This is a genomic window from Sphingobium trunci, from assembly GCF_022664535.1.
GTDB lineage: Bacteria > Pseudomonadota > Alphaproteobacteria > Sphingomonadales > Sphingomonadaceae > Sphingobium.
This window is the reverse complement of sequence record NZ_JAKUJY010000027.1, coordinates 1-21,184: the sequence shown is the minus strand read 5'-3', so window position 1 is coordinate 21,184 and position 21,184 is coordinate 1. Positions and strand designations below refer to the sequence as shown.

At 63.8% G+C, this 21,184-nt stretch carries 19 protein-coding genes; 9 read left to right on the top strand and 10 right to left on the bottom strand.

What is annotated here, in order from left to right; translation table 11 throughout:
• Window positions 1–18 precede the first annotated feature (18 nt).
• Together MJ601_RS18400 and MJ601_RS18395 are read left to right on the top strand one after the other, a co-directional pair.
• On the top strand, window positions 19–1,011 hold the full coding sequence (locus MJ601_RS18400; RefSeq protein ID WP_348635603.1) for a LysR family transcriptional regulator: 993 nt from the start codon (window positions 19–21) through the stop codon (window positions 1,009–1,011).
• Between the two features lie 278 nt (window positions 1,012–1,289).
• Complete coding sequence (locus tag MJ601_RS18395) at window positions 1,290–1,526, top strand: hypothetical protein (protein WP_242129118.1); 237 nt, start codon at window positions 1,290–1,292, stop codon at window positions 1,524–1,526.
• 290 nt (window positions 1,527–1,816) lie between these two features.
• Here MJ601_RS18395 and MJ601_RS18390 read toward each other — a convergent pair whose 3' ends face one another.
• Both MJ601_RS18390 and MJ601_RS18385 read right to left on the bottom strand, forming a co-directional pair.
• Window positions 1,817–2,338 (bottom strand): Hsp20/alpha crystallin family protein, encoded by a 522-nt coding sequence (locus tag MJ601_RS18390; RefSeq protein ID WP_242129116.1) that lies wholly within the window; start codon window positions 2,336–2,338, stop codon window positions 1,817–1,819.
• Between the two features lie 200 nt (window positions 2,339–2,538).
• Complete coding sequence (locus MJ601_RS18385) at window positions 2,539–3,012, bottom strand: Hsp20 family protein (protein ID WP_242129115.1); 474 nt, start codon at window positions 3,010–3,012, stop codon at window positions 2,539–2,541.
• Window positions 3,013–3,565: 553 nt separating this feature from the next.
• Between MJ601_RS18385 and MJ601_RS18380 the strand changes: the two genes are divergently transcribed.
• Together MJ601_RS18380 and MJ601_RS18375 are read left to right on the top strand one after the other, a co-directional pair.
• Window positions 3,566–4,576, top strand: a complete 1,011-nt coding sequence (locus MJ601_RS18380; protein WP_242129113.1) for an AraC family transcriptional regulator — start codon at window positions 3,566–3,568, stop codon at window positions 4,574–4,576.
• Between the two features lie 166 nt (window positions 4,577–4,742).
• Entirely contained in the window at window positions 4,743–5,693 is a 951-nt protein-coding gene (locus tag MJ601_RS18375; RefSeq protein WP_242129111.1) for an SDR family oxidoreductase, read from the top strand.
• 119 nt (window positions 5,694–5,812) lie between these two features.
• Here MJ601_RS18375 and MJ601_RS18370 read toward each other — a convergent pair whose 3' ends face one another.
• Entirely contained in the window at window positions 5,813–6,517 is a 705-nt protein-coding gene (locus MJ601_RS18370; protein WP_242129109.1) for a helix-turn-helix transcriptional regulator, read from the bottom strand.
• 104 nt (window positions 6,518–6,621) lie between these two features.
• On the opposite strand from MJ601_RS18370, the gene MJ601_RS18365 reads away from it, so the two are divergent.
• Window positions 6,622–7,233, top strand: a complete 612-nt coding sequence (locus tag MJ601_RS18365) for a glutathione S-transferase family protein (protein WP_242129107.1) — start codon at window positions 6,622–6,624, stop codon at window positions 7,231–7,233.
• A gap of 35 nt (window positions 7,234–7,268) precedes the next feature.
• Here the strand turns inward: MJ601_RS18365 and MJ601_RS18360 are convergent, their stop codons facing one another.
• Together MJ601_RS18360 and MJ601_RS18355 are read right to left on the bottom strand one after the other, a co-directional pair.
• Complete coding sequence (locus MJ601_RS18360; protein WP_242129105.1) at window positions 7,269–8,513, bottom strand: PrnB family protein; 1,245 nt, start codon at window positions 8,511–8,513, stop codon at window positions 7,269–7,271.
• A 29-nt stretch (window positions 8,514–8,542) separates the two neighbouring features.
• Window positions 8,543–9,661: an aminotransferase class V-fold PLP-dependent enzyme gene (locus MJ601_RS18355; protein ID WP_242129103.1), complete on the bottom strand. Its 1,119-nt coding sequence runs from the start codon at window positions 9,659–9,661 to the stop codon at window positions 8,543–8,545.
• A 148-nt stretch (window positions 9,662–9,809) separates the two neighbouring features.
• Between MJ601_RS18355 and MJ601_RS18350 the strand changes: the two genes are divergently transcribed.
• The 3 genes from MJ601_RS18350 to MJ601_RS18340 all read left to right on the top strand — a co-directional run bounded on the left by MJ601_RS18350 (window position 9,810) and on the right by MJ601_RS18340 (window position 13,723).
• On the top strand, window positions 9,810–10,328 hold the full coding sequence (locus tag MJ601_RS18350) for an Lrp/AsnC family transcriptional regulator (protein ID WP_242129101.1): 519 nt from the start codon (window positions 9,810–9,812) through the stop codon (window positions 10,326–10,328).
• Window positions 10,329–10,576: 248 nt separating this feature from the next.
• The gene (locus MJ601_RS18345; protein WP_242129099.1) at window positions 10,577–11,188 is read left to right on the top strand and encodes a glutathione S-transferase family protein; all 612 of its coding nucleotides are present in this window, start codon (window positions 10,577–10,579) and stop codon (window positions 11,186–11,188) included.
• A 153-nt stretch (window positions 11,189–11,341) separates the two neighbouring features.
• Window positions 11,342–13,723, top strand: coding sequence for a TonB-dependent receptor plug domain-containing protein (locus tag MJ601_RS18340; protein ID WP_242129097.1), 2,382 nt, complete (start codon window positions 11,342–11,344; stop codon window positions 13,721–13,723).
• Between the two features lie 105 nt (window positions 13,724–13,828).
• Here MJ601_RS18340 and MJ601_RS21975 read toward each other — a convergent pair whose 3' ends face one another.
• From MJ601_RS21975 to MJ601_RS18325, 4 genes are all read right to left on the bottom strand, one after another.
• Window positions 13,829–15,631 (bottom strand): efflux RND transporter permease subunit, encoded by a 1,803-nt coding sequence (locus MJ601_RS21975; RefSeq protein ID WP_281061365.1) that lies wholly within the window; start codon window positions 15,629–15,631, stop codon window positions 13,829–13,831.
• Window positions 15,610–16,941, bottom strand: coding sequence for an efflux RND transporter permease subunit (locus tag MJ601_RS21970; protein ID WP_281061364.1), 1,332 nt, complete (start codon window positions 16,939–16,941; stop codon window positions 15,610–15,612). Before MJ601_RS21970 ends, MJ601_RS21975 begins: the two co-directional genes overlap by 22 nt.
• Window positions 16,938–18,032: an efflux RND transporter periplasmic adaptor subunit gene (locus MJ601_RS18330; RefSeq protein WP_242129095.1), complete on the bottom strand. Its 1,095-nt coding sequence runs from the start codon at window positions 18,030–18,032 to the stop codon at window positions 16,938–16,940. Before MJ601_RS18330 ends, MJ601_RS21970 begins: the two co-directional genes overlap by 4 nt.
• A gap of 76 nt (window positions 18,033–18,108) precedes the next feature.
• Entirely contained in the window at window positions 18,109–18,726 is a 618-nt protein-coding gene (locus tag MJ601_RS18325) for a TetR/AcrR family transcriptional regulator (protein ID WP_242129094.1), read from the bottom strand.
• 103 nt (window positions 18,727–18,829) lie between these two features.
• On the opposite strand from MJ601_RS18325, the gene MJ601_RS18320 reads away from it, so the two are divergent.
• A complete protein-coding gene (locus tag MJ601_RS18320) occupies window positions 18,830–20,350 on the top strand; it encodes an efflux transporter outer membrane subunit (RefSeq protein ID WP_242129092.1) in 1,521 nt (506 codons plus the stop codon).
• Window positions 20,351–20,368: 18 nt separating this feature from the next.
• Here the strand turns inward: MJ601_RS18320 and MJ601_RS18315 are convergent, their stop codons facing one another.
• Window positions 20,369–21,130, bottom strand: a complete 762-nt coding sequence (locus tag MJ601_RS18315; RefSeq protein ID WP_242129090.1) for an SDR family NAD(P)-dependent oxidoreductase — start codon at window positions 21,128–21,130, stop codon at window positions 20,369–20,371.
• Window positions 21,131–21,184 lie beyond the last annotated feature (54 nt).

Sequence of the window (21,184 nt, the reverse complement as noted above, 5' to 3'; positions counted from 1 at the left end):
GGATCAAGTTGAACAGTCATGCACCCGATCATTACGGTGACATCTTGCGACAAGGACTGGCCGGCGACGCGGCTGTGTCGATGCAGATTATCCGAGGAACGGCGCGAAAAGGAATTACGGATGGATCGATGGCAAGCGATGCGGATCTTCGCCAAGGTCGCTGAAACCGAAAGTTTCGCGGAAACGGCGCGTCTCATGCATATGAGCGCGCCGGCAGTGACTCGTGCCGTGGCATCGCTTGAGGATCTTGTTGGCGCGCGCCTGTTCGTCCGGACGACCCGGTCGGTGAAGATGACGGAGGCCGGTGCCCGCTACGTCGAGGACTGCCGCCGTATCCTCGGCGAGATCGCCGAAGCCGAGGCGGCTGCCGGTGGCTCCTACGCAACCCCAACAGGCACGCTCGTTGTCACGGCATCGGCGATGTTCGGCCAGATGTATGTGCTTCCGGTCATGACCGAGTATCTCGATACCTACCCCACGATGAGCGGCAGGACGTTCTTCGTCGACCGCCCGGTCAACATCGTGGAGGAAGGGGTCGATGTCGCGATCCGCATCGGGCACCTGCCGGACTCCGGCTTCACCGCGATCAAGGTGGGTTCGGTGCGCCGGGTGATCTGCGGTTCGCCGGCCTATTTCGAGAAATATGGCGTCCCCTCCACGCCCGCGGACCTGAAAGGCCACAGGATTGCGGCGTCGACAAGCGCTTGGGCATCGCCTGAATGGCGCTTCGCTGGAGACCAGCGCGTGACGATAGATGCCACGCTTCAATGCAATACCAACGAGGCGGCAATCGCCACGGCGACAGCAGGCTGGGGACTGACCAGGGTCGTACATTATCAGATCGGACCTGCGCTCGTCGCGGGCGACCTCCAGATCGTGCTGAGCGATTTCGAGGAGCCGCCGCTTCCGATCCATGTCCTCCATCCGCAAGGCCGACACGCCCCGGCCAAGGTCCGTGCATTTGTCGACCTGGCGGTCTCCAGGCTGCGTGAAAACCGGCTCCTGAATTAGCGCATCGCAGAAGGCCTTCAAAACATTCGCGGCCGATCCCTCCGGCCGGTGCGGAGGTGGCCCCTGCGGCTCCTCACATTTTCCTCGACGTCACAGATGAGGCGCTGGCGGGAGCTGCCACTGTCCTCACGTCAACAGAGAGCAGCAATCCATCTCCAGTTCATCGGGTTACCGGCCGCCCTCCCTCTTGACACGACTCATTGCCGCACCAAAATTCGAGCGCGCGGGCTTTCGTCCGCGAACGAGAAAGGAGCGACGATCAGGAAAGGAGGCAGGACATGTCGCAGCCATTTTCCCGTTTTCTTCATCCCTTCGACGTTGCGCGCCATCCGAGCCTGGAGCCGGAGGTGAAACGCGCCATCCTCGCATCCTGGGCGTCCGATCGATCCGCGGTGCGGGGCAAGCCCGCGATGAGAAAGCCACCCGGCTCCAGGCGTGCGGTCTCGATCGACGAGATATTTGAGGCCATGCATGACCTCGACAAAGGTCCGGACCCCACTCAGTCGCCGCAATGACCGAGCGAGGTTTCGTCGCGCAGCTGCAGGAATGCGGCCCCACTACGGCGAAAATCCATCACTGTCCTGATGCGCCGTCGTTCCTGCGGCTGTTCGTCTGACGGGACTAGGGCGTAAACTCATCCATGGCGCGTTCGAGACGCCATGGATGAGTTTACGCCCTAGAATCTCGCGCCCGATTTTCCGGTATTGTTCGAGTTTCTCGACCACTGTCGGCGTTCGCCTCCACGTCGCGCAAGCTTCCGCGGGGTGTGGGGCTGGGCCCGGGACCAAGGTCCCGGGCCTGCCTGTCATGCCGCCTTGCCATTGACCGGGATGCGGCGGATATTTTCATTCGCCGCCGCCGTCTTCGGCAGGGTGACGGTGAGCACACCGTTCCTGAAGCGGGCGTCCGCCTTGTCACGATCGACGCCCTTGGGCAGACCGACGCGCCGCTCGAAGCGCCCGTAGCTGCGCTCGCTATAGCCGCGATCCTTGTCCTCGACCTCGGACTTCTTCTCGCCGCGCAGCGTCAGCACGCCTTCCTCGACGGTGATCTCGACGTCCTTCTCGTCGAGGCCCGGAAGCTCGGCCGTGACCCGGATGTCCTTGTCGGTCTCGGCAAGCTCGAGGTTCGGCCAGGAAAGACCGCGATCAAAGCCGCCAAGCGAGGGCACGCCGAAACCGCGGAAGACATCGTCGAACAGCCGGTTCACCTCGCGGTGCAGCGAGAGCAGCGGATGGCTGTTGTCGTCGCGGTCGCGCTCGGCGCTGACCGGGACGGGAAGCCGGTTTTCCTGCCGGCTCCAGGGAATGAGATCACGAAAAGCCATGACAATCTCCTTTCTCCTAGAGCGGTTTTCGATCTGATGGAATCAGATCGACCGCTCTATTCTTTTGATTTGCCGCGATTTCTTAATCGTCAGATGATGCCATCTGACGGGAAATCGCTCTAAGAAAAGGGGCAGAACCTGCCGGACGCCGCCAGCGGGTGGCTTTGGGGGCGGCGCCGGCAGGCCGGTGCGGCAGGGGATCAAGCAGCCTCGCTGACCTTGTCCTTCGCCGCGCCGATCCGATTCTGCGCGGTCGGAGCGCCGCCGATTTCGATCCTGCGCGGCTTCATCGCTTCGGGCAGGACCCGCTTGAGCGCAATGCTCAGCAGGCCGTTCTCGAAGCTGGCGTCGCCCGCTTCGATGAAATCGGCGAGCTGGAAGCGCCGCTCGAACGCGCGGGCGGCGATGCCGCGATGCAGATAATCGCCCCTGCCGTTATCATCGGCGCGCTTGCCGGTGACGGTGAGCAGGTTCTGCTGCGCCACCACCTCGATGTCCTCGGGGCGGAAGCCGGCGACCGCCAGCGTGATGCGGTAGCTGTCCTCGCCGTCCTTGAGAATGTCGAACGGCGGATAGCCGTCGTCCTCGCGCGCGCCTGCCTCGAGCAGGTTGAAGAGGCGATCGAAGCCGACCGTGGAGCGCCTGTAGGGCGTGAAGTCGAAGTTGGTTCTCATTTCCAAATCCTCCGATTGAGCAATTTGGGCATGAGACGCGCCGGGGAGAGCCGACGCTCCCATATGTCCCACCGGACCCGGTTCCAGCGTCCGGCACCGAAAAAGTTAGGAAGGGAAAAAACGGGTTTCAAGAGGAAAATTTGCATCGCCCGCTGGCGGACGGATCCACCTCCGGAAGCCCAAATGCTCTTCGAGAGCGTCCCTTCAACGACGGCGGCGACAGCGCGTCTGGCAGCCGGTAAAAGCCGTGCCCGTTATCAGGCCGATCTGGGTCCTGACCCTACGTATCGCTGAGCCCGAGATCTATCCGGGTTGGCTCTGCGAGGATAAGGGAAAAGAATTCGGTTGGATTTGGCAAAATATGCTGACCAGAAACAATAGAGCAGCAGATCAAGTTTTGCGCCACGTCATTGAAGATGGGGAGGTGTATGACAAGACATGATTCTGCAGCCTCATGAATTTGTCTATTGCATGCCTGGTGAAGACTGGCATGTTGTGCGGGCTCCCTGGCTGGTTGGCGCCATCAAGCTAGAAGGAGTGTGCGATGAGCAGAATGCCCGAAACCGCAAGAATTTTGCCTTTTCCTACAAATGATGAGGGGCCAGCCGCACCCATGCGTGTTCAGCCATTGCCGCCTCCGACGCCGGAAAACTCTGTACCGGCCGCGCTGCTGGACAGCGCGCTCGCCCATGTCGATGCGCTTGGTGGCGGCGAGGGCCTGTTCCCCCTGCCGATGAGCGGCGTCGATATGATCCGCTCGATGCGCCATGTTTCGGCCAATCCGCAGATTTACAAGCCATCGCTGTGCATCGTGTTGGAAGGTCTCAAGCAGATCGAATTCGGCGGCCAGTCGCTCGAATATGGCGCGATGGAATGCCTGATCGTCAACATGGAGATTCCGGCAACGGGACGCATTGTCGGTGCGAACCCCAAAGAGCCATTTCTCGGCATGGTCATCGAACTGGACATCGATCTGCTGCGCAGCGTCCGGGAGCAACTCCTCGTCGCGCCGACGCCCGGAAGCCATGAAGGGCCGAGCCTGTTCGTCACCAGGATCAACGATCATCTTGCCGACTGTCTGATCCGCCTCTTCCGCATGGTGCAGACCCCAGAAGCCATCCCCATTCTCTTTCCGTCCCTCATGCGGGAGATCGGCTATTGGCTGCTCACCGGCCCGCATGGCGGAGAAATTTGCAAGCTGGTGATGCCCGAGACCCATCTCGAGCGGATCGCCCGGGCCATCCGGCTCATGCGGGAAAACTTCGCGAAGACATTGCGAATCGAGCAATTGGCGGAGATCGCGAGAATGAGCCCCTCGTCCTTCCATCAGCATTTCAAGGCACTTACCCTGATGACGCCGATCCAGTTCCAAAAACAGCTACGGCTGCTCGAGGCTCGGCGGTTGATGATCGCCGATGCCGCAAATGTGACCGAGGCTGCCTATCGGGTGGGCTACGAAAGCGCTTCGCAGTTCAGTCGCGAATATAGCCGGGCCTTTGGCATCGCGCCCAAGCGGGATGCCCAGGAGCGTAGAGCCCTGCTGACCGAGGTCGGCATCGTTTAGGACGTCCTTCAAGCATGGTGCGCGAGCCGTCACCGTCCATCCGCTTGTTCAGGTGTCGTCCTTATTCGGAGCATAAGGCAGGTTTTTCCCGGGTTCGGGCATGCGGCGATGGCCCGTGCAATCTATCTCCTCCTCGAACAACCACTTTGATGAAGAGGCACGTCGCATGACCCGCTGGACTTCCGACGATATTCCAACGCAGCAAGGACGCCGTGCCGTCGTCACCGGCACGGGCGGGCTGGGCTTCGAGACGGCGCTTGCGCTCGCACGCGCCGGCGCCGAAGTGATTGTCGCCGGCCGCAACCCCGCCAGCGGCGCCGAAGCGGTCGACAGGATTATCGCGGCGTCACCGACGGCGAAGATCAAGTTCGAACGGCTCGATCTCGCCAGCCTTGCGTCCGTCGCCGATTTCGCCGCGCGGCTTGCGGACCAGCGAAACAGCCTCGATATCCTGGTCAACAATGCCGGAATCATGCGCCCGCCGACGTGGCAGGCGACCACGGACGGATTCGAGCTGCAACTCGGCACCAACTATCTGGGTCATCATGCGCTTACCGGCCGGTTGTTGCCGCTGCTGATGAACGGCGAGGAGGCAAGGGTCGTCACGCTCTCGAGCATTGCTGCACGGCAAGGCCAGATCCACTTTGATGATATCCATGCAAAGGGCAGGTATGATCCGATGCCGGTCTACTGCCAGTCCAAGCTTGCCTGCCTGATGTTCGCCTTTGAGCTGGAACGACTGAGCGTGGCGAGCGGCTGGGGCGTGGCAAGCATCGCGGCGCATCCTGGCATTTCGCGCACCGAGCTGCTCTTCAATGCGCCGGGCCGGCGCAGCGTCATCGGCATGACCCGGTCGCTGCTGTGGTTTCTTTTCCAACCCGCCGCGCAAGGTGCCCTTCCCACATTGTTCGCGGCAACTGCACCTGAAGCGAAGGGGGGCGGCTATTACGGCCCCCACGCGTGGGGCGAAACGCGCGGCTACCCGGCCCCTTCGCTCATCCCGCCGCAGGCCCGCGACGAGCGGGTGGCCGCACGGTTGTGGGAAATTTCGGAAGATATGACGGGACATCCCTTCGCGGGGATGGAACGAAGCACTGGCGTGCAATCCGCTCCATAAAGCCTTCCTGCACCGGCGAACGGAGCGGCCTGACGGACGAAGGTCGTTATCGGAGAGCGCCCGGCAGGCCATCGGCGGCAAGAAAAGGTGCGCATTTAATGTCCTGCCGGGTTGCTGGATCAACTCCGGTCGAAAGCCTTGCGTCTTTTCTCCATGTCGCGCTTCCAGCCTTGGCGTAGTGTAGCGGGGCGGGCGTCATAATGTTCATCGAGAAAGACGGCGGCGGCAATACGGTCGGTGCGAAAGTGCCGGAAGTCCCGGCGCAGCTCGCACCAGGCGGCGAGCATTCGCTTATCGTCGATGAAACCCAGGATGACCGGCCAGACTGTCCGGACAGTCCGTTCCCCATGTTCATCGAGATAGTCGATCCTTATCTTGCGACCCTCCCTGATCCACTCGCGAGTATGCGCCAGATCTATGCGATCGGGTGCCGGCGCCTTGATCGGCCTTGTTCCGATGGCGGGATTGGCAATGATCGGCCGGAGCCGCGCGGGCACGACGCTCGTGATCTTGGCGATCAGGTCGCGGGCGGCATTCGCCAGCGCCGGATCTCCGCGACCCGCGACCCATTGCGCACCCAGCACGGCAGCCTCGATTTCGTCCGGGGTCAGCATCAGCGGCGGCATGTCGAAAGCGTCGTCCAGAATGTAACCGAAACCCGCCTCGCCCTGTACCGGGACGCGCTGCGCGATCAGGTCGGCGATGTCGCGATAGACTGTACGCGGCGACACCTCCAGTTCCCCGGCGATGTCGGCCGCCGTCACCGGGCCGGAAGAGCGCCGCAATATCTGGATGATCTGAAACAGCCTGTCGGCTCGACGCATAGCCCGTCTCCTGCTGACAGGATGCTGTCAGCAGGACTGTCCTACAAGGGAAATCGCTCCGTGACATCCGTCGCGAGGGTGAACGTCCACCGAGGAGATGAAAAATGATCACCCTGTTCCATGCGCCGCAATCGCGTTCGTCCCGCATCATTTGGCTGCTCGAGGAATTGAGCCTTCCCTATGAAATCCGTCCCGTCTCCATTTTCCGTCCGATGACCGGCGAGGGCCAGGGCGACGCCGCCAATCCGCATCCGGACAAACGGGTGCCCGCGATCTTGCATGACGGGGTACTGCTGGCGGAATCGGTCGCGATCGTCCTCCATTTGCTCGATACCTTCCCGCAGGCGGGGCTGGCGCCCGCGCCCGGCGACCCCCGCCGGGGCGATTATCTGACCTGGGTTGCCTGGTATGCCACCGAACTGGAACCCGCGCTGTTCGCGGGCCTGTCGGGCGAACTGTCCGCTTCGCCTCAGAAACAGCGTGGTCATGACGCCGTGGTCGCCAGGCTGCGGGCGGCACTGGCACATGGCCCCTATGTGATGGGCAGTCAGTTCACGGGGGCCGACCTGTTGATCGGCAGCGCGCTTGCCTTTGGCCGTCGCGCCTTCCCGGCGGATGATGCCATCGATTCCTATGTCGAGCGTTGCCGGAGCCGCCCGGCCGCCATTCGGGGCGCGGCGCTGGACGATCAGTCCGGACTGCAGGCGGCCGCCTGAACGAGCATGGGCGATCCGAGCCGGGTTTTCATGGCTCAGATCGCCCCGATGTCATGGCCGCTCCCCGGACCGCTCATCTCCCGGGTGGTCATCCCGGTGTCGTCCACCGTGCTCAAGGCTTCTGCCAACCGGGCAAGATCGGCATGACGTGATGCGGCCGCGCCTGATGCCACGGCGCACCGCAGGTTGCGGAGCGTTTCCAGCGACCGGATCATCACCTCCAGCGGCGGTCCGCTCGCCGTGATGCCGGTCAGCTTGCCGGGCTGGATCGCCCCGGCCGGCAGTTGAATGAACTTGTTGACCAGTTGATCATGATGCTGCCGGGCCGTGACAGCGAAAAGATCGCAAAGCTCCAGAAGGGCGGCGGCATTGGCCCTGAACCAGGGTGCGTCGCTTTGGTGATCCGCGGCATCGAGCAGCTGATCGAGCAGGCTGCGCCTATTCATGCAGGCACGCAGCCGCTGTTGTTCGCCCGGCATCATGAAAGGCAGCTTGTCGATCAGCAGTTGCGCATAATAGGGATCGTTCGCCCGGCACAGGCCGAGCAAGAGGTCGATCTCGTTGATCCCGGCGAAATCACCCGCATTGGCGCCCCGCCATATGGTCCGCCCGACGCGATAGGGTTTGTAATAGGGCCGGACGTTGCAGAAGAAGCGGTCCACGTTGAGTTTCAGGAAGAGCCGCGCATTGATGACCGCGACCATCCGGAGCGCCGCCGCTGCTTGCCCGAAGAGGATATCGGCCACCGGGCTGCTCACGCCCAGATCGGATATGCGCACCAGAGCGTCGGCGGCGCTTTGGAAGCTCAATATGGCCCGCGTATTCTCGTCAATGAACAGAAATTCGTCGGGCAGCGACGTAAAGCTCTTGCGCACGCCGTCGACGGCCAGGTTATGCGTGGCCAGATGGGCGGTGGCGAAGCGGGGTGCCATGCCGATCGACGTGCCGATGTGGATCGCCAGGGCTGATGCTTCCTCGAAAGGCGAACGGTCTTCATGATCGGGGTTGGTCAACTCGTGACGCCGCATCGATCCCAGATACATGCCGACATTGCCCAGCAGCGCAAAGGCCTCGGCCGAACCGTCGTTCGTCTTGCCTTCGGCCAGCAAGGCCTGGATCAGGGCCGCGCCCTCGTCGCGGATGGCATATTTGATGGAGTCGCCCACTCCGTCCACTTCGAGCCCGTTGCCCGATGCGATATATAGTTCCTCCAACGCCGTATTCATTTCGACGAAGGATGTTCGGATCCAGTGATCGAACGCTGCCGTATTGGGGGTCATGGAAAGATGTCCTGCCTGCTGGGAAATGCTCAGTCCGGGATGATGGTGCGCAATGCGTCGGCCAGCAGATCGACATCGTCCGCATCGTTCCAGGCTGCCAGGGACAGCCGCAACACGCTGCCCCGGCGGTCCAACGCCGCACCGGCCTTCGTCAGAGCGGCCTCGCTCCCCGTTCCCAGGTCGAGGCACAGCGTACCGCCCTGGCTGCCATTCTCGATCCCCCGTGCGGCAAGACCGGGGACCGCATCCAGCAGCCGAAGCTTCAAGGCGTTGTTATGGCGCGCGATCGCATCGATACCGATCGATTGGATGGTACGCATTCCAGCGATTGCGGTGACGTAAGGCGCGATTGCCGGCGTGCCACCCCAGAAGCGGCGTGCGTCGGGCGCGAAGCGGAAATTTCGCGGATCCATTTCGAACGGATCGGCGTGGGAAAACCATCCGCGCTCCATCGGCTCGATATGTCCCACGGTCTTCGGATTGGTCCAGAGGAAGCAGCCGCCCGGACCGCCGCAGAGCCATTTCAACGACGTCCCGGCCACTGCATCCGCATTCCATCGGCCGACCTCGATCGGCACGACTCCCCCAGATTGGGCGATATCGACGACCACAGCCGCCCCGGCGGCGTGCGCGATTTCGGTAATGGCTTCGATCGGACTGAGGCGCCCGCTGTTCGAATGCACATGCATCAGGACGACCGCCGCCACATCCGCGTCTCCGGCCCGGCTCCACGATGCAAGCTGCGACGGATCGCCCTCCACAAGTTCAAGCCGCAGGCCGATCCTCTCCAGTCCTTGCAGGGCATAAAGAACGGATGGGAACGCCTCCTGCGAGGCAAGAATGACGCTTTTGCCCTCATGCGCCGGAAGGCCGGACAGGTAGCGGAAAATCCCGCCCGACACGCTGGATTGAGGGGTCCATTCGCTCGGCCTTCCTCCGAACAACTGGGACAGCAGGTCGCGGAATCCGTCAATGGATCGCAGCCAGCTGCCCCATGCATTGCCCCCCGCCTGTCGCCAGGGATCCAGCAACTCCTGTTCCAGCGTCGCCGCGGCCTGGGTGGGCAGACAGCCCGCGCTGTGCGCCAGCAGATAGGGACCGCCAGGCGGCACATGAAATCGGGACTTGTGCTCGATCGGAAGGAGCATGCAGCGGGCCTTTGATGGATGGAATGCCCAGTCTAGCCTGGCTGCTGCGGAATGTCGGTCCTTATTGACCGGATTATAATCCAGAATTAGGATGATGTCCTCTTATTTAGACCATTACTGGTCCCATATTCTTTCCGGGGATTTCATCATGTACGCTGGTCTCGACAGCGGGGATATCGCGATCCTTGAAGCCATTGAGGGGGACGCGCGGCAGCCCTTCAACCAGCTCGCCGAACGTGTCGGACTGTCCAAGACGCCCTGCTGGAACAGGGTTCAGGCGATGGAAAATGCCGGTGTGATCGAGGGATATCGCACGGCGGTCGATCCCTTGGCGCTCGGCCTTGGCCAACGTGCTTTCCTGCAGGTTTCCGTCGATTTCGAATATTATGAGGCCTTCGAACAGGCGATAGTGGCGCATCCGGCCGTTGTCGATTGCCACGCGGTGGCAGGCGAGGCCGATTATCTGCTGCAGGTGATATCGTCGGATGTCTCGAGGCTCGACAGCCTGCTGCGCCGCGACCTCAGCCGGCTCCCCGGCGTCAAGAGATTTTCCACGACCATCTGCATGAAGGCCATCAAGCGGGATGGATCGATCACTGCGGCGGCGCGCTTCGCGGCGGCCCAGGAACACGCTACCTCATCAACCCGGCATAAACGGCGGCGGTAATCAGGCAGGCGGCGGGCGAGGGATGAAGGGAGGCATCTTGCATAGCTACATCCCGTTGAGCGTGATGGCGCGCTGTGCGGCTTGGGGCGAGCCGATAACAGCATGAACGTCCGGAACGGATCCACATGGAGGGGAGGCTGCCAGGATGTTCAAGCCACTTTCCCAAAATGGACATCGCAGAAGTCAAGCTTCTCATGTACTTGGACGCTAATGCTATAGGGTTCACTGCATCAGGGAGGGGCCAGCGCATGATTACCCTATGGGGCGGACAGACCTCGCGATCGATCCGGGTTGCCTGGGTGCTGGAGGAGATGGGCCTTCCCTACCATGTTCGACAGGTGGACATGCTGGCGGCCGAGCGGGATCCGGAGTTCCTGGCGATCAACCCCGCCGACTATATTCCGGCGATCCAGGATGGCGACGTCGTCATGGTCGAATCGATCGCGATCATGGAGTATCTGATAGCCCGCTATGGCCCGACGCCGCTGGCGCCCGCGCCGCACGATTCCAACTTCGCCGCCTACCAGCAGTTTCTGCACCTGGGCGAAGCCGGTCTGGCCACCCTGATGATGCCCGTCGTCGTCAGCCGCTTCCTTGCACCCGAGTCCGATCGGGAGAATTGGGGGGCGGGCTGGTGTCTGCAGGCGGTCCGTAAGCGGCTGAAGCTGGTCAGCCAACGGCTTGCCTCTTCGCCCTACCTCGCGGGCGACGCCTTCACCGCCGCCGACATCTCGGTGACCTTTGCCCTCAACCTGGGCCTGAGGAACTGCGGCATCACCCTGGGCGACGTCGAGCAAGACTATCTCGCCCGCACGACGGGTCGCGACGCCTACAAGCGTGCGATGGAACGTTCGGCATAACGCCACTCGACCTTCTCCGGATCGGCTTGCCGGTCCAAACAACAGCGTTGCCTCACGGCAACAGGGTGTTTGAAAAAGCAACAGGACGCGTTGTCTATCGAATAGATAGATTTTAGGAGGCGCCGAACCCGTCAGTTTAAAAGAGAGAAAAATATGTCCCTCCGCCACGCACTTCTCACCAGCGGCCTGATCGCGGCAGCCTTACCTGTCCAGGCCGCGGCACAGGCGGCACCGGCTTCGGAAGATGGCGCTGACATCATCGTCACCGGCACCCGCGTACAGGGACGCACCAGGCTTGATTCGGTGGCTCCGGTGGATGTCCTTTCCGGGGAAAATCTGCGCCAGCAGGGTACGACCGAACTGGGTGCGGCGCTGGCGGCGATCGCTCCGTCCATCGATTTTCCGCGCAATGCGGCGGTGGATGGAACCGACTCCATTCGTCCCGCGACGCTGCGCGGCATGTCGCCCGACCAGACGCTGGTGCTGATCAACGGAGTGCGCGCGCATCCCTCTGCTCTGCTCAACACCAATGGCTCGGTGGGTCGAGGCGCAGCGGCAGTCGACCTCAACACCATTCCGGGCGTCGCGCTGGAGCGGATCGAGGTGCTGCGTGACGGTGCATCGGCACAATATGGTTCCGACGCGATCGCCGGGGTTGTCAATCTGCGCCTGCGCGAAGCACGGAGCGGCGGCGGCGCCACGCTATCCTACGGTCAATATGATACGGATATCGACGCAGCCCGTTCATCTCGCCATGCTTCGGATGGGGAGACGGTTACCGTGTCCGGCTGGCAGGGCTTCGCTTTGGGCGCGGAAGGTTTCCTGACGATCAGCGGTGAGTATCTGAACCGCAATCCCACCAGCCGTGGCGACGTTGATCCCCGCGCCACGCCCGCCGTGGTCCGCTCCCGCTTCGGTGATCCCGATGTCGGGCAGGGCACCTTCTATTTCAATGCCGCTCATCCGCTTGGCGAGGGCTGGGAACTCTATGCGTTCGGTGGCTATCAATATCGCGACAGTACCAGCGCTGCCTTCCCGCGCGTGCCCAGCAACGTCAACAATATTGCATCGCTCTATCCGGATGGTTTCCTGCCACTGATCAATGTCCGGTCCAAGGACCTGACCGTTACTACCGGCGCCCGGGGCGGAATTGGTGACTGGAATGCGACGATCAAGCTGTCCTATGGCCGCAATCGCCTCGATTTCCGTACTGAAAATTCGCTCAATTCCACCTATGGCGCGAATTCCCCGACCTCCTTCTATGATGGCGCGCTGATCTACGACCAGGCGTTGGGCGGTATCGATATGAACCGCAAGGTGCCGCTGGGCAGCGGCGACCTCAACATCGCATGGGGTTGGGAATTCCGCCGGGAAAGCTATAAGATCCTGGCCGGGGAACCCGCCTCCTATGATCGCGGCCCGCTCGGCAGCAATTCGGCGCTGGGTAGCGGCGCGCAGGGTTTTGGCGGGTTCCAGCCATCGAACGTCGTCAACGTGCATCGTGAGAATGTCGCGGCCTATATCGACCTGGAGGCGCATCCGGCCGACGCACTGACGCTGGGCCTGGCCGGCCGTGGCGAACATTATTCCGACTTCGGCAATGTCGCGACCGGCAAGGTGTCGGCGCGTTTCGACCTCGCGCCGTGGATCGCGCTGCGTGGCACGGCATCGACCGGATTCCGTGCGCCGTCGCTCCAGCAGCAATATTTCACCTCCACTGCATCGGTCTTCGTCGCGCCCAACATTGTCGAAACCGGTACCTTCCCGTCCGTCAGCGATATCGGCACGGCATTGGGCGGCCTGCCGCTAAAGCCTGAAAAGTCGACCAACCTGTCGGCGGGCACGGTGATACGGAGTGGCGGGTTCGATCTGACGGTCGATGGTTACTGGATCCGGGTCCGCAACGGACTGGGTCTGTCGGAAAATATCCAGTCCAGCTTCAGCCCTCAAGTTAGGGCGTTGCTTGCGCCCTATGGCGTGTCGGCCGCCCGTTTCTTCGTCAATGGCGTGCGTACCACGACAAAGGGTGTCGATGCGGTTGCCCATTATCGCCTGAACAGCGCTATCGGTCAGCTCGATCTGACGGCGGCAGCCAATTTCAACGATATCAAGGTCGACAGCGTGCCGGTGTCTACGGCGGTTGCGCTTGATCCAACGCCGGTGCTGTTCTCACGCCAGCGCATCGTCAGCATAGAAAAGGGCACGCCGCGTACCAAGGTCGTGGGCTCGATCGATTGGACGCTGGAACAGTTCGGCGCCACCGCGCGCGCGACCTATTATGGGGATGTGACCCAGCCCGGTTCGACTGCGGCAGGGGATAGCCATAGCGGCAGGAAGACGATCATCGACCTGGAAGCACGCTATCGCCCTGTGAAAGCCGTCGGTATCGCGATCGGCGCGAACAATCTGTTCGACATCTATCCCGATGCGTTGCTCGCGGCGAACAACAGCAGTGGGGTGGTGGCTTTCCCCTATTATTCGCCCTTCGGCTTCAACGGGCGGTATTTGTACGGGCGCATATCGATCAACTGGTAAGAGCGGGTTGGTGTGGCCGCGCCAGGGGAGCCGTCGGCATAAAGGACGCCGATACCGCTCGATACTCCGGCGAAGAGTGCGCTTCCCCGCGCCATGTCCGTCCGTTCATGCGACGGCCGTGCCGGTGGGGACGCGGCTTTGGGGATGGGGCGCGGTCGGCGCGCGGTCGTCGGGTCTGATCCTGAACCAGATCGCATAGAGGGCCGGCAGGAAGATCAGGGTCAGAGCCGTCCCACCGATCGTCCCGCCGATCAGGGTGAAGGCGAGCGATCCCCAGAAGACCGAGAAGGTCAGGGGGATGAAGGCCAGCACTGCTGCCAGCGCGGTCAATATGACCGGCCGGGACCGCTGTACCGTCGCCTCCACCACGGCATGATAGGGTGCCAGCCCGTCCTTCTCGTTCTGGTGGATCTGCCCGACCAGGATCAGCGTGTTGCGCATGATGATCCCCGCCAGCCCGATAAGGCCCAATATCGCGTTGAACCCGAAGGGCTGGTGGAAGAGGATCAGCGTCGGGACGACGCCCACCAGCGCCAGCGGCGCCGTCAGCAGCACCATGGCCATGGCCGAAAGGGAGCGGACCTGAAAGATGATGACCACCATCATCAGCACGATCATGATGGGAAAGACCGCCGCCAGCGCGACATTGGCCTTGCCCGCTTCCTCAAGGGCGGCCGCCGTCTCGATCTTGTAGCCGGGGGGCAGCGCCTTCACGATGGAGTCAATCTCCTTGATGACCGCAAGGGCGACGTCGGGCGGCTGAAGCCCTTCGCCGATGTCGCCCCGCACCGTGATGGTCGTGTAGCGGTCGCGGCGGCGCAGGATCGGATCTTCCATCGTCACTTCCGCCCGGCCGATCTGGTCGAGCGGCACGCGCTGCCCGGACGCGCCGGTCAGGGTGAAGTTGCTGAGTTTCGCGGGATCGAAGCGGTCCGTCCCAGCGCTGCGCGCGACCACCTCGACCGACCGTATATCCTCACGCACCTGCGTCACCGGCACCCCGGTCAACAGGAACTGCAATTGTTGCGAGGCGTCCTGCGACGACAGGCCGATTGCCCGCAGCCGGTCCTGGTCCAGCACGAAATGGACCGCCGGCACCCGTTCGCCCCAGTCGGTGTTGACCTGCCGCATGCCGCCGTTCTTCAGCATCGCCGCCCGCACCTGCTCTGCGATGGCGCGCACCTTGGCTTGTTCCGGCCCCATGACGCGGAAGGCGACGGGAAAGGGGGAATAAGGGCCGAAGACGATCTGAGTCGCGCGGATGCGCGCCTCCGGCGCCAGCCCATCGGCGGCCGCCTGCCGCACCCGCCGTTTGAGCGCCTCGCGTGCCTTTTCGTCCGGCGTCAGCACGACGATCTTGGCAAAGCTGGGGTCGGGCAGTTCGGGCGAGATGGCAAGGTAGAAGCGCGGCGCGCCCTGTCCGATATAGCTGGTGACGATCTTCGCCTCGGGCTGCCTGCGCAGCCACGCCTCGACCTTCGCCGTCGCGGCGCTGGTCGCCTCTATGCCGGTGCCTTCGGGCATCTGCACCTCGACGAACACTTCCGGCCGGTCGGAAATCGGAAAGAATTGCTGCTTCACTAGGCCCATGGAGAAGATCGCGACGACAAGGGCTGCCCCCGTGCCCAGCATCACCATCTTCTTGCGCGCCACCGCCCAGCCTATGATCGATCGCAACCGGCGATAGCGCGGCGTGTCGTAGATGGCGGCATGACCGCCTTCGACCGGCTGGATGTCGGGTAGCAGCCTGACGCCCAGATAGGGGGTGAAGACAACCGCCACCACCCAGCTGGTCAGCAGCGCGAAACCCACCACCCAGAAGATGTTGCCCGCATATTCGCCGGCGCCCGACTTGGCGAAACCGACCGGCATCAGGCCGATCACCGTCACCAGCGTGCCTGCCAGCATCGGCGCGGCGGTGTGGCCCAGGCATAGCTGGCGGCAAAGATGCGGTCGCGGCCTTCCTCCATCTTCACGACGATGGTTTCGATGATGATGATCGCGTCGTCGACCAGCAGGCCCAGCGACAGGATCAATGCGCCCAGCGTGATGCGGTCGAAATCCCGCCCGGTCGCCAGCATGATGACGAACACACCGGCCAGCGTGAGCGGTACGGCCAGCGCGACCACGATGCCCACGCGCCAGCCGAGCGAGATCAGGCTGACGGCGATCACCACGACCAGCGCGACGAAGAATTTCAGCATGAACTCGTTATAGGCTTCGGTGATGTTGACCGCCTGATCGGTCACTTTGGTGAAGGAGAGGCCAAGCGGCATCTCAGCGGAAATGGCGGCAGCCTCCTTCGCCAGATCCTCGCCCAGCCGAAGGCCATTATACCGTTCCTTCATGACCACGCCCAGGATCAGCGCCGGTTCGCCCTGGTGACGGATCAGGAAGGTGGCGGGATCCTCATAGCCGCGCCGCACCTCCGCGATGTCGGCCAGTTTCAGCGTACGTCCCGCCGCGACAACGGGCGTGTTCCTGATCTTGTCGAGGTCGTCGAGCGCTCCGTCCAGGCGAACCTGCACCTGCGGACCGCTGGTCTCGATGGAACCGGCGGGGGTCAGGGCATTCTGGCCGTTGAGCGCGGCGAATATGTCGCGCGCCGACACGCCCAGAGTCGCCAGGCGTTCGTGGGAAAAATCGACGAAGATGCGCTCGGGCCGCTCGCCGATGATGTTGACCTTCTTGACGCCCGGAACGTGCAGCATTCGCTGCCTTATCTGCTCCGCCTCCCGCACCAGCAGCCGTTGGGGTTCGCCCTTCGCCTTCAGGGCGTAGAGCGCGAAGGTGACGTCGCCATATTCGTCGTTGACGAACGGTCCCTGGACGCCGCGCGGCAGATTGGCGGCCTCGTCGTTCAGCTTCTTGCGAGCCTGATAAAATTCTTCCGGCACGGCGGCGGGGGGCGTCGAGTCCTTGAGCGTGACCGTGGTGAACGCCAGTCCGGGCCGGGTGAAGGTTTCGGTACGGTCGTACCATTTCAGTTCCTGCATCCGCTTTTCCAGCGGCTCGGCGACCTGATCCTGCATCTGCCGTGCCGTGGCGCCCGGCCAGGTGGTGACGACCGTCATCGACTTGATCGTGAAGCTGGGGTCTTCGGCGCGGCCCAGATTGAGGAATGCGAACAGGCCGGCCACCGACATGGCGATGATCAGGAACAAGGTCACGGACCGTTCGCGCACGGCAAGCGCCGACAGGTTGAAGCCGCCGCTCATCGGCCGCGCTCCGCTACGACGGACGCCTGCTCGCGCACGGTTTGACCTTCATGAAGGAGATGGGCGCCCAGGGCCACGAACCGTTCGCCCGGCCGCAGGCCGCCGGTGATGGTGGCCGTCTCCTCACCCAGCGCGGCCACTTGTACCGGCCGCCAATGAACCTGGCGGGGCGTGCCGCCGATCACCCAGACGCCTGGACCTTTGCCACCGTCATGGATCGCGGCGAGCGGGATCTGCCGTGCGGTTGCGCCGCGTGCCTGGGTCAGCGCGACCGTGACCGTGGAGCCCAGCGGCGCGTCCGCCGCCGCGCCTTCGAGCACGTAGCGCGCTTCGAAGGTGCGGGTCTGCGGGTCGGCGGCGTTGGACAATTGGCGCAGGCGGGCGATACCGGTCGCGTTGCCGCTGAAGCTGGTCGCGCGGGCCGTCGAACCGATCGCAGGGCGGATCGTTTCAGGCAGGGCGATCACGGCCTCCCGCGCCCCCGACCGGGCCAGCCGCACCACCGTCTGTCCGGCGGTCACGACCTGTCCCGGTTCGGCCAGCGTTTCCACGACGATTCCGTCGGCGTCGGCGACCAGCACGGAATAGCCCGCCTCGTTGCGCGCGACGCCCGCCTGCGCCTGCGCCGCCGACAGTTGCGCACGGGCGGCGTCGGCGGCTGCCTTCGCCTGGTCATAGGCGGACGCGGAAACCGCGCCCGCTGACACGAGGTCGCGCAAGCGGCGCTCGTCGGCCGCCGTCTGGACCGCCCGAGCCTGTGCCGCTGCGACCAGTCCCGCCTGGGACATGGTCGCCAGGGCCAGATCGGTGCGGTCGATCCGCATCAGCGGCTGACCCCGGCGCACGGCCTGCCCCGTGTCGACCAGCCGTGCCACGATCTTGCCCCCGACCCGGAAGCCGAGGTCGCTCTGCACGCGGGCGGAAACGATCCCGTTGAAGCTGCGGCCGATTTCGCCCGCGACCTCCGCTGTGGCGACACGCACGCGTTGCGGTTCCGTGCGCGGGTCCGCCTCCGCCTTGCTGCAGGCGGCGAGGGTGAGCGGCAGGATGCCTGCAATCAGAAGCGGGAGAAGAGATGACGTGCGGTTCATGGACACTCTCCGACGAGGATCATGTCTAGATCGCATCGAGTGACCAATATGTCAACTGGTCACAATCATCATCTTCTCAAGGCGCGAGACTTCGCAGGACCAGGCTTGTCACCTCGTTCGCCGCGTCGGGAAGCACGTCCAGATTATGTTCGAGCATGATGGGATTCATGAACGGCTGCATGACCTGCATGATGGCGCGGCAGGTTTCGTCCAGCGGCGTCTTGCGCTCGAACTCGCCCGATTCGCGGCCTTGAAGAATAATCGCCTGGAGCAGGTCTCCGACCCGCGCCACATAGCGCTCCGAGGATCCCCACCGTTCCAGCGTCGACGCAGCCGCTATATCGTATAATTTGCGGTCATCGAAGAAGAGCGCGCTGCTCTGCTCTATTATCGTCTTGAAAAGGCGCCTGAACTTTTCCGTTGCGCTCAGATCGCCGACCAGCGCCTCGTCCACTGCTGCCAGGATGGCGCTCAGGCAGCCGGTGCAGATCGCCTCGCCGATCGCCTGCTTCGATTCGAAAAATTTATAGATATAGCCTTTGGAATAACCGATCGCCTTGGCGAGGTCGGCGACTGTCGTCTTGGCATAGCCATAGAGGCTGAAATGGTCCTTGGCGGCGGCGACGATGGCGTGGCGCTTGTCCGTCTCCGCCGGGCCGCGCTGGCCGGATGCGACTTTGCTTGTCTCGTTCATGCTCCCACCATATCAATCCTCGCGACGATTGACAACCAGTGACCAAAACGTATATTGGTTACTCACAGCTCTCATACATGCTTTCCGGATCGGGACAGCCGCCATGCTCAGGAACCGAATATCCGCCGCCGCCATGGCGCTTCGTCCCGCCACGCTGCTGGTCGCGACCGCGCTGGCCGGATGCGCCGTCGGTCCTGACTATCGCCGTCCCGACATCGCCTCGCCCCCAGCCTTCATCGGCGCACCAGCCATTGCCGCCCGGACGGTTCCCGAAAGCGGCGATTCGGGCTTCTGGTGGTCGCGCTTTGGCGATCCGCTGCTGACCGGTCTGGTGCAGGAGGCGCTGGCCGGCAACCTCGACATCGCACAAGCCGCCGCTCGTGTGTCGCAGGCCCGCGGCTCCCTGCGCTCTGCCGACGCTGCCTTGCTTCCGTCCGCCTCGGTCTCGGGATCGGCGGCAGCGGCGCACCAGTCGCTCGACACTCCGCTGGGCCGTCTCGCGAGCGCAGCGCCGGGTTTCGACCGCGACGGCGAGCTCTATGACGTCGGCCTGGCTGCTGCCTGGGAAATCGATCTGTTCGGCGGACTGCGCCGGGGTCAGGAGGCTGCCCGTGCCGAATATCAGGCTTCTCAGGCCGGGGTCGCCGCCGCGCGCCTTTCCGTCGCCGCGCAGGTCGCCGACAGCTATATCCTCATTCGAACCCTTCAGACCCGGCTCGCGGTGGCGCAGGATCAGAGCCGCACGCAGCAACGCCTGGTCGACATCGTCCGCCTCCAATATGAGAAGGGTGTCGCGGCCGAACTCCAGCTTCGCCAGGCGGAGGGCGCTCTGGCGCAGGTGCAGGCCAGCATCCCCGTGCTGCGGAGCGGCCTGGACGCCGGGATGAACGCGCTCGACGTGCTGGTCGGTACCCAGCCTGGTACCCACCGCGCCGCCCTGTCCGTGCCCGCACCGATCCCCGCAGTGCCCGCTTTGTCCGACATGGGGACACCGGCCGACCTGCTGCGCCGCCGTCCCGACCTCATCGTCGCCGAGCGCAGGCTGGCCGCAAGCCATGCCCGCATCGGCGTCGCCGTCTCCGAATATTTCCCGAAATTCTCGCTCAGCGGCCTGATCGGCACTGCGACGACCGCCGGCGGGTCGCTCTTCTCGGGCAGCGCCAGCCAGGGCCAGGGGATATTGGGCCTGCGCTGGCGGCTGTTCGATTTCGGCCGGGTGGAGGCGGAAATCGCTACTGCCAGGGGCGCCAATGCAGAGGCGCTGGCGGCCTATCGCCTCGCCGTGCTGCGCGCGTCCGAAGATGTCGAAAATGCCCTGTCCGCGCTGGTCGAGCGGGAGGCGCAGGCCAGGACGCTGGCCGGGGGCGAAAAGGCGCTTGCCCGCGCGCAAGAGGCCTCGCTCGCGGCCTATAAGGGCGGGGTGGTCAGCCTCATCGAAGTTCTTGATGCCGACAGGAGGCTGCTGGACACGCGCGATGCCCGCGCCCAGGCGCAATCGGAAGCGGCCCGTGCCGCCGTCGCCTCCTATCGCGCGCTGGGCGGCGGGTGGCAGGATCTCATCCCCGCCGTGGCGCAGGCATCGGTCGCTTCCGCCGGGCAGCCCGAACGCACCAGCCGTCCGTGACCCGCCGCGCCGCCCTGCTCATTTCGGCGCCATGCGGATGGCGCCATCCAGACGGATGAGTTCGCCGTTCAGCATGGGGTTGGTGACGATGCTTTCGACCAGCGCGGCATATTCCTCCGGCTTGCCGAGGCGGTTGGGGAACGGAACCTGTTGCCCGAGCGAGACCTGCACCTCCTGCGGCAGTCCCGCGAGCATGGGGGTCCAGAAGATGCCGGGCGCAATGGTCATGACGCGGATGCCATATCGGGCGAATTCGCGCGCGACCGGCAGCGCCATGCCCGCAATGCCGGCCTTGGACGCCGCATAGGCGGCTTGCCCGATCTGCCCTTCGAACGCGGCGACGCTCGCGGTGTTGATGATGACGCCGCGTTCCTCGCCCACCGGTTCCGCCTGATGCAACCGGCCGGCGAATTTGGACAGCATGTTGAAGGTGCCGATCAGGTTGATGCTGATGATCTTGGTGAAATCCCCCAGGGGCAAGGCCTTGCCGCCGCCGCCGATGACCTTGGCGGGCGGCGCTATCCCTGCGCAGTTCACGAGGATGCGGGCTGTGCCATGCGCCGCCTCTGCCCGATCCAGCGCGGCTTCGACCTGTTCTTCGCTGGTGACGTCGGCGCGAACGAACAGGCCGTTCAGCCTTGCCGCCTGCGCCTCGCCCTCATCGCTGTTGAGGTCGAGGATCGTGACCTTCGCGCCGCGCGCGGCCAGCCGCTCGGCGGTCGCTCCGCCGAGGCCCGATGCACCGCCCGCAACGATCGCTGCCAAACCTTCGATATTCATGGTCTCTCCGTGAAACTATAAGGGATCAGCCGTCGGCCCCTCCATGCCCATGCC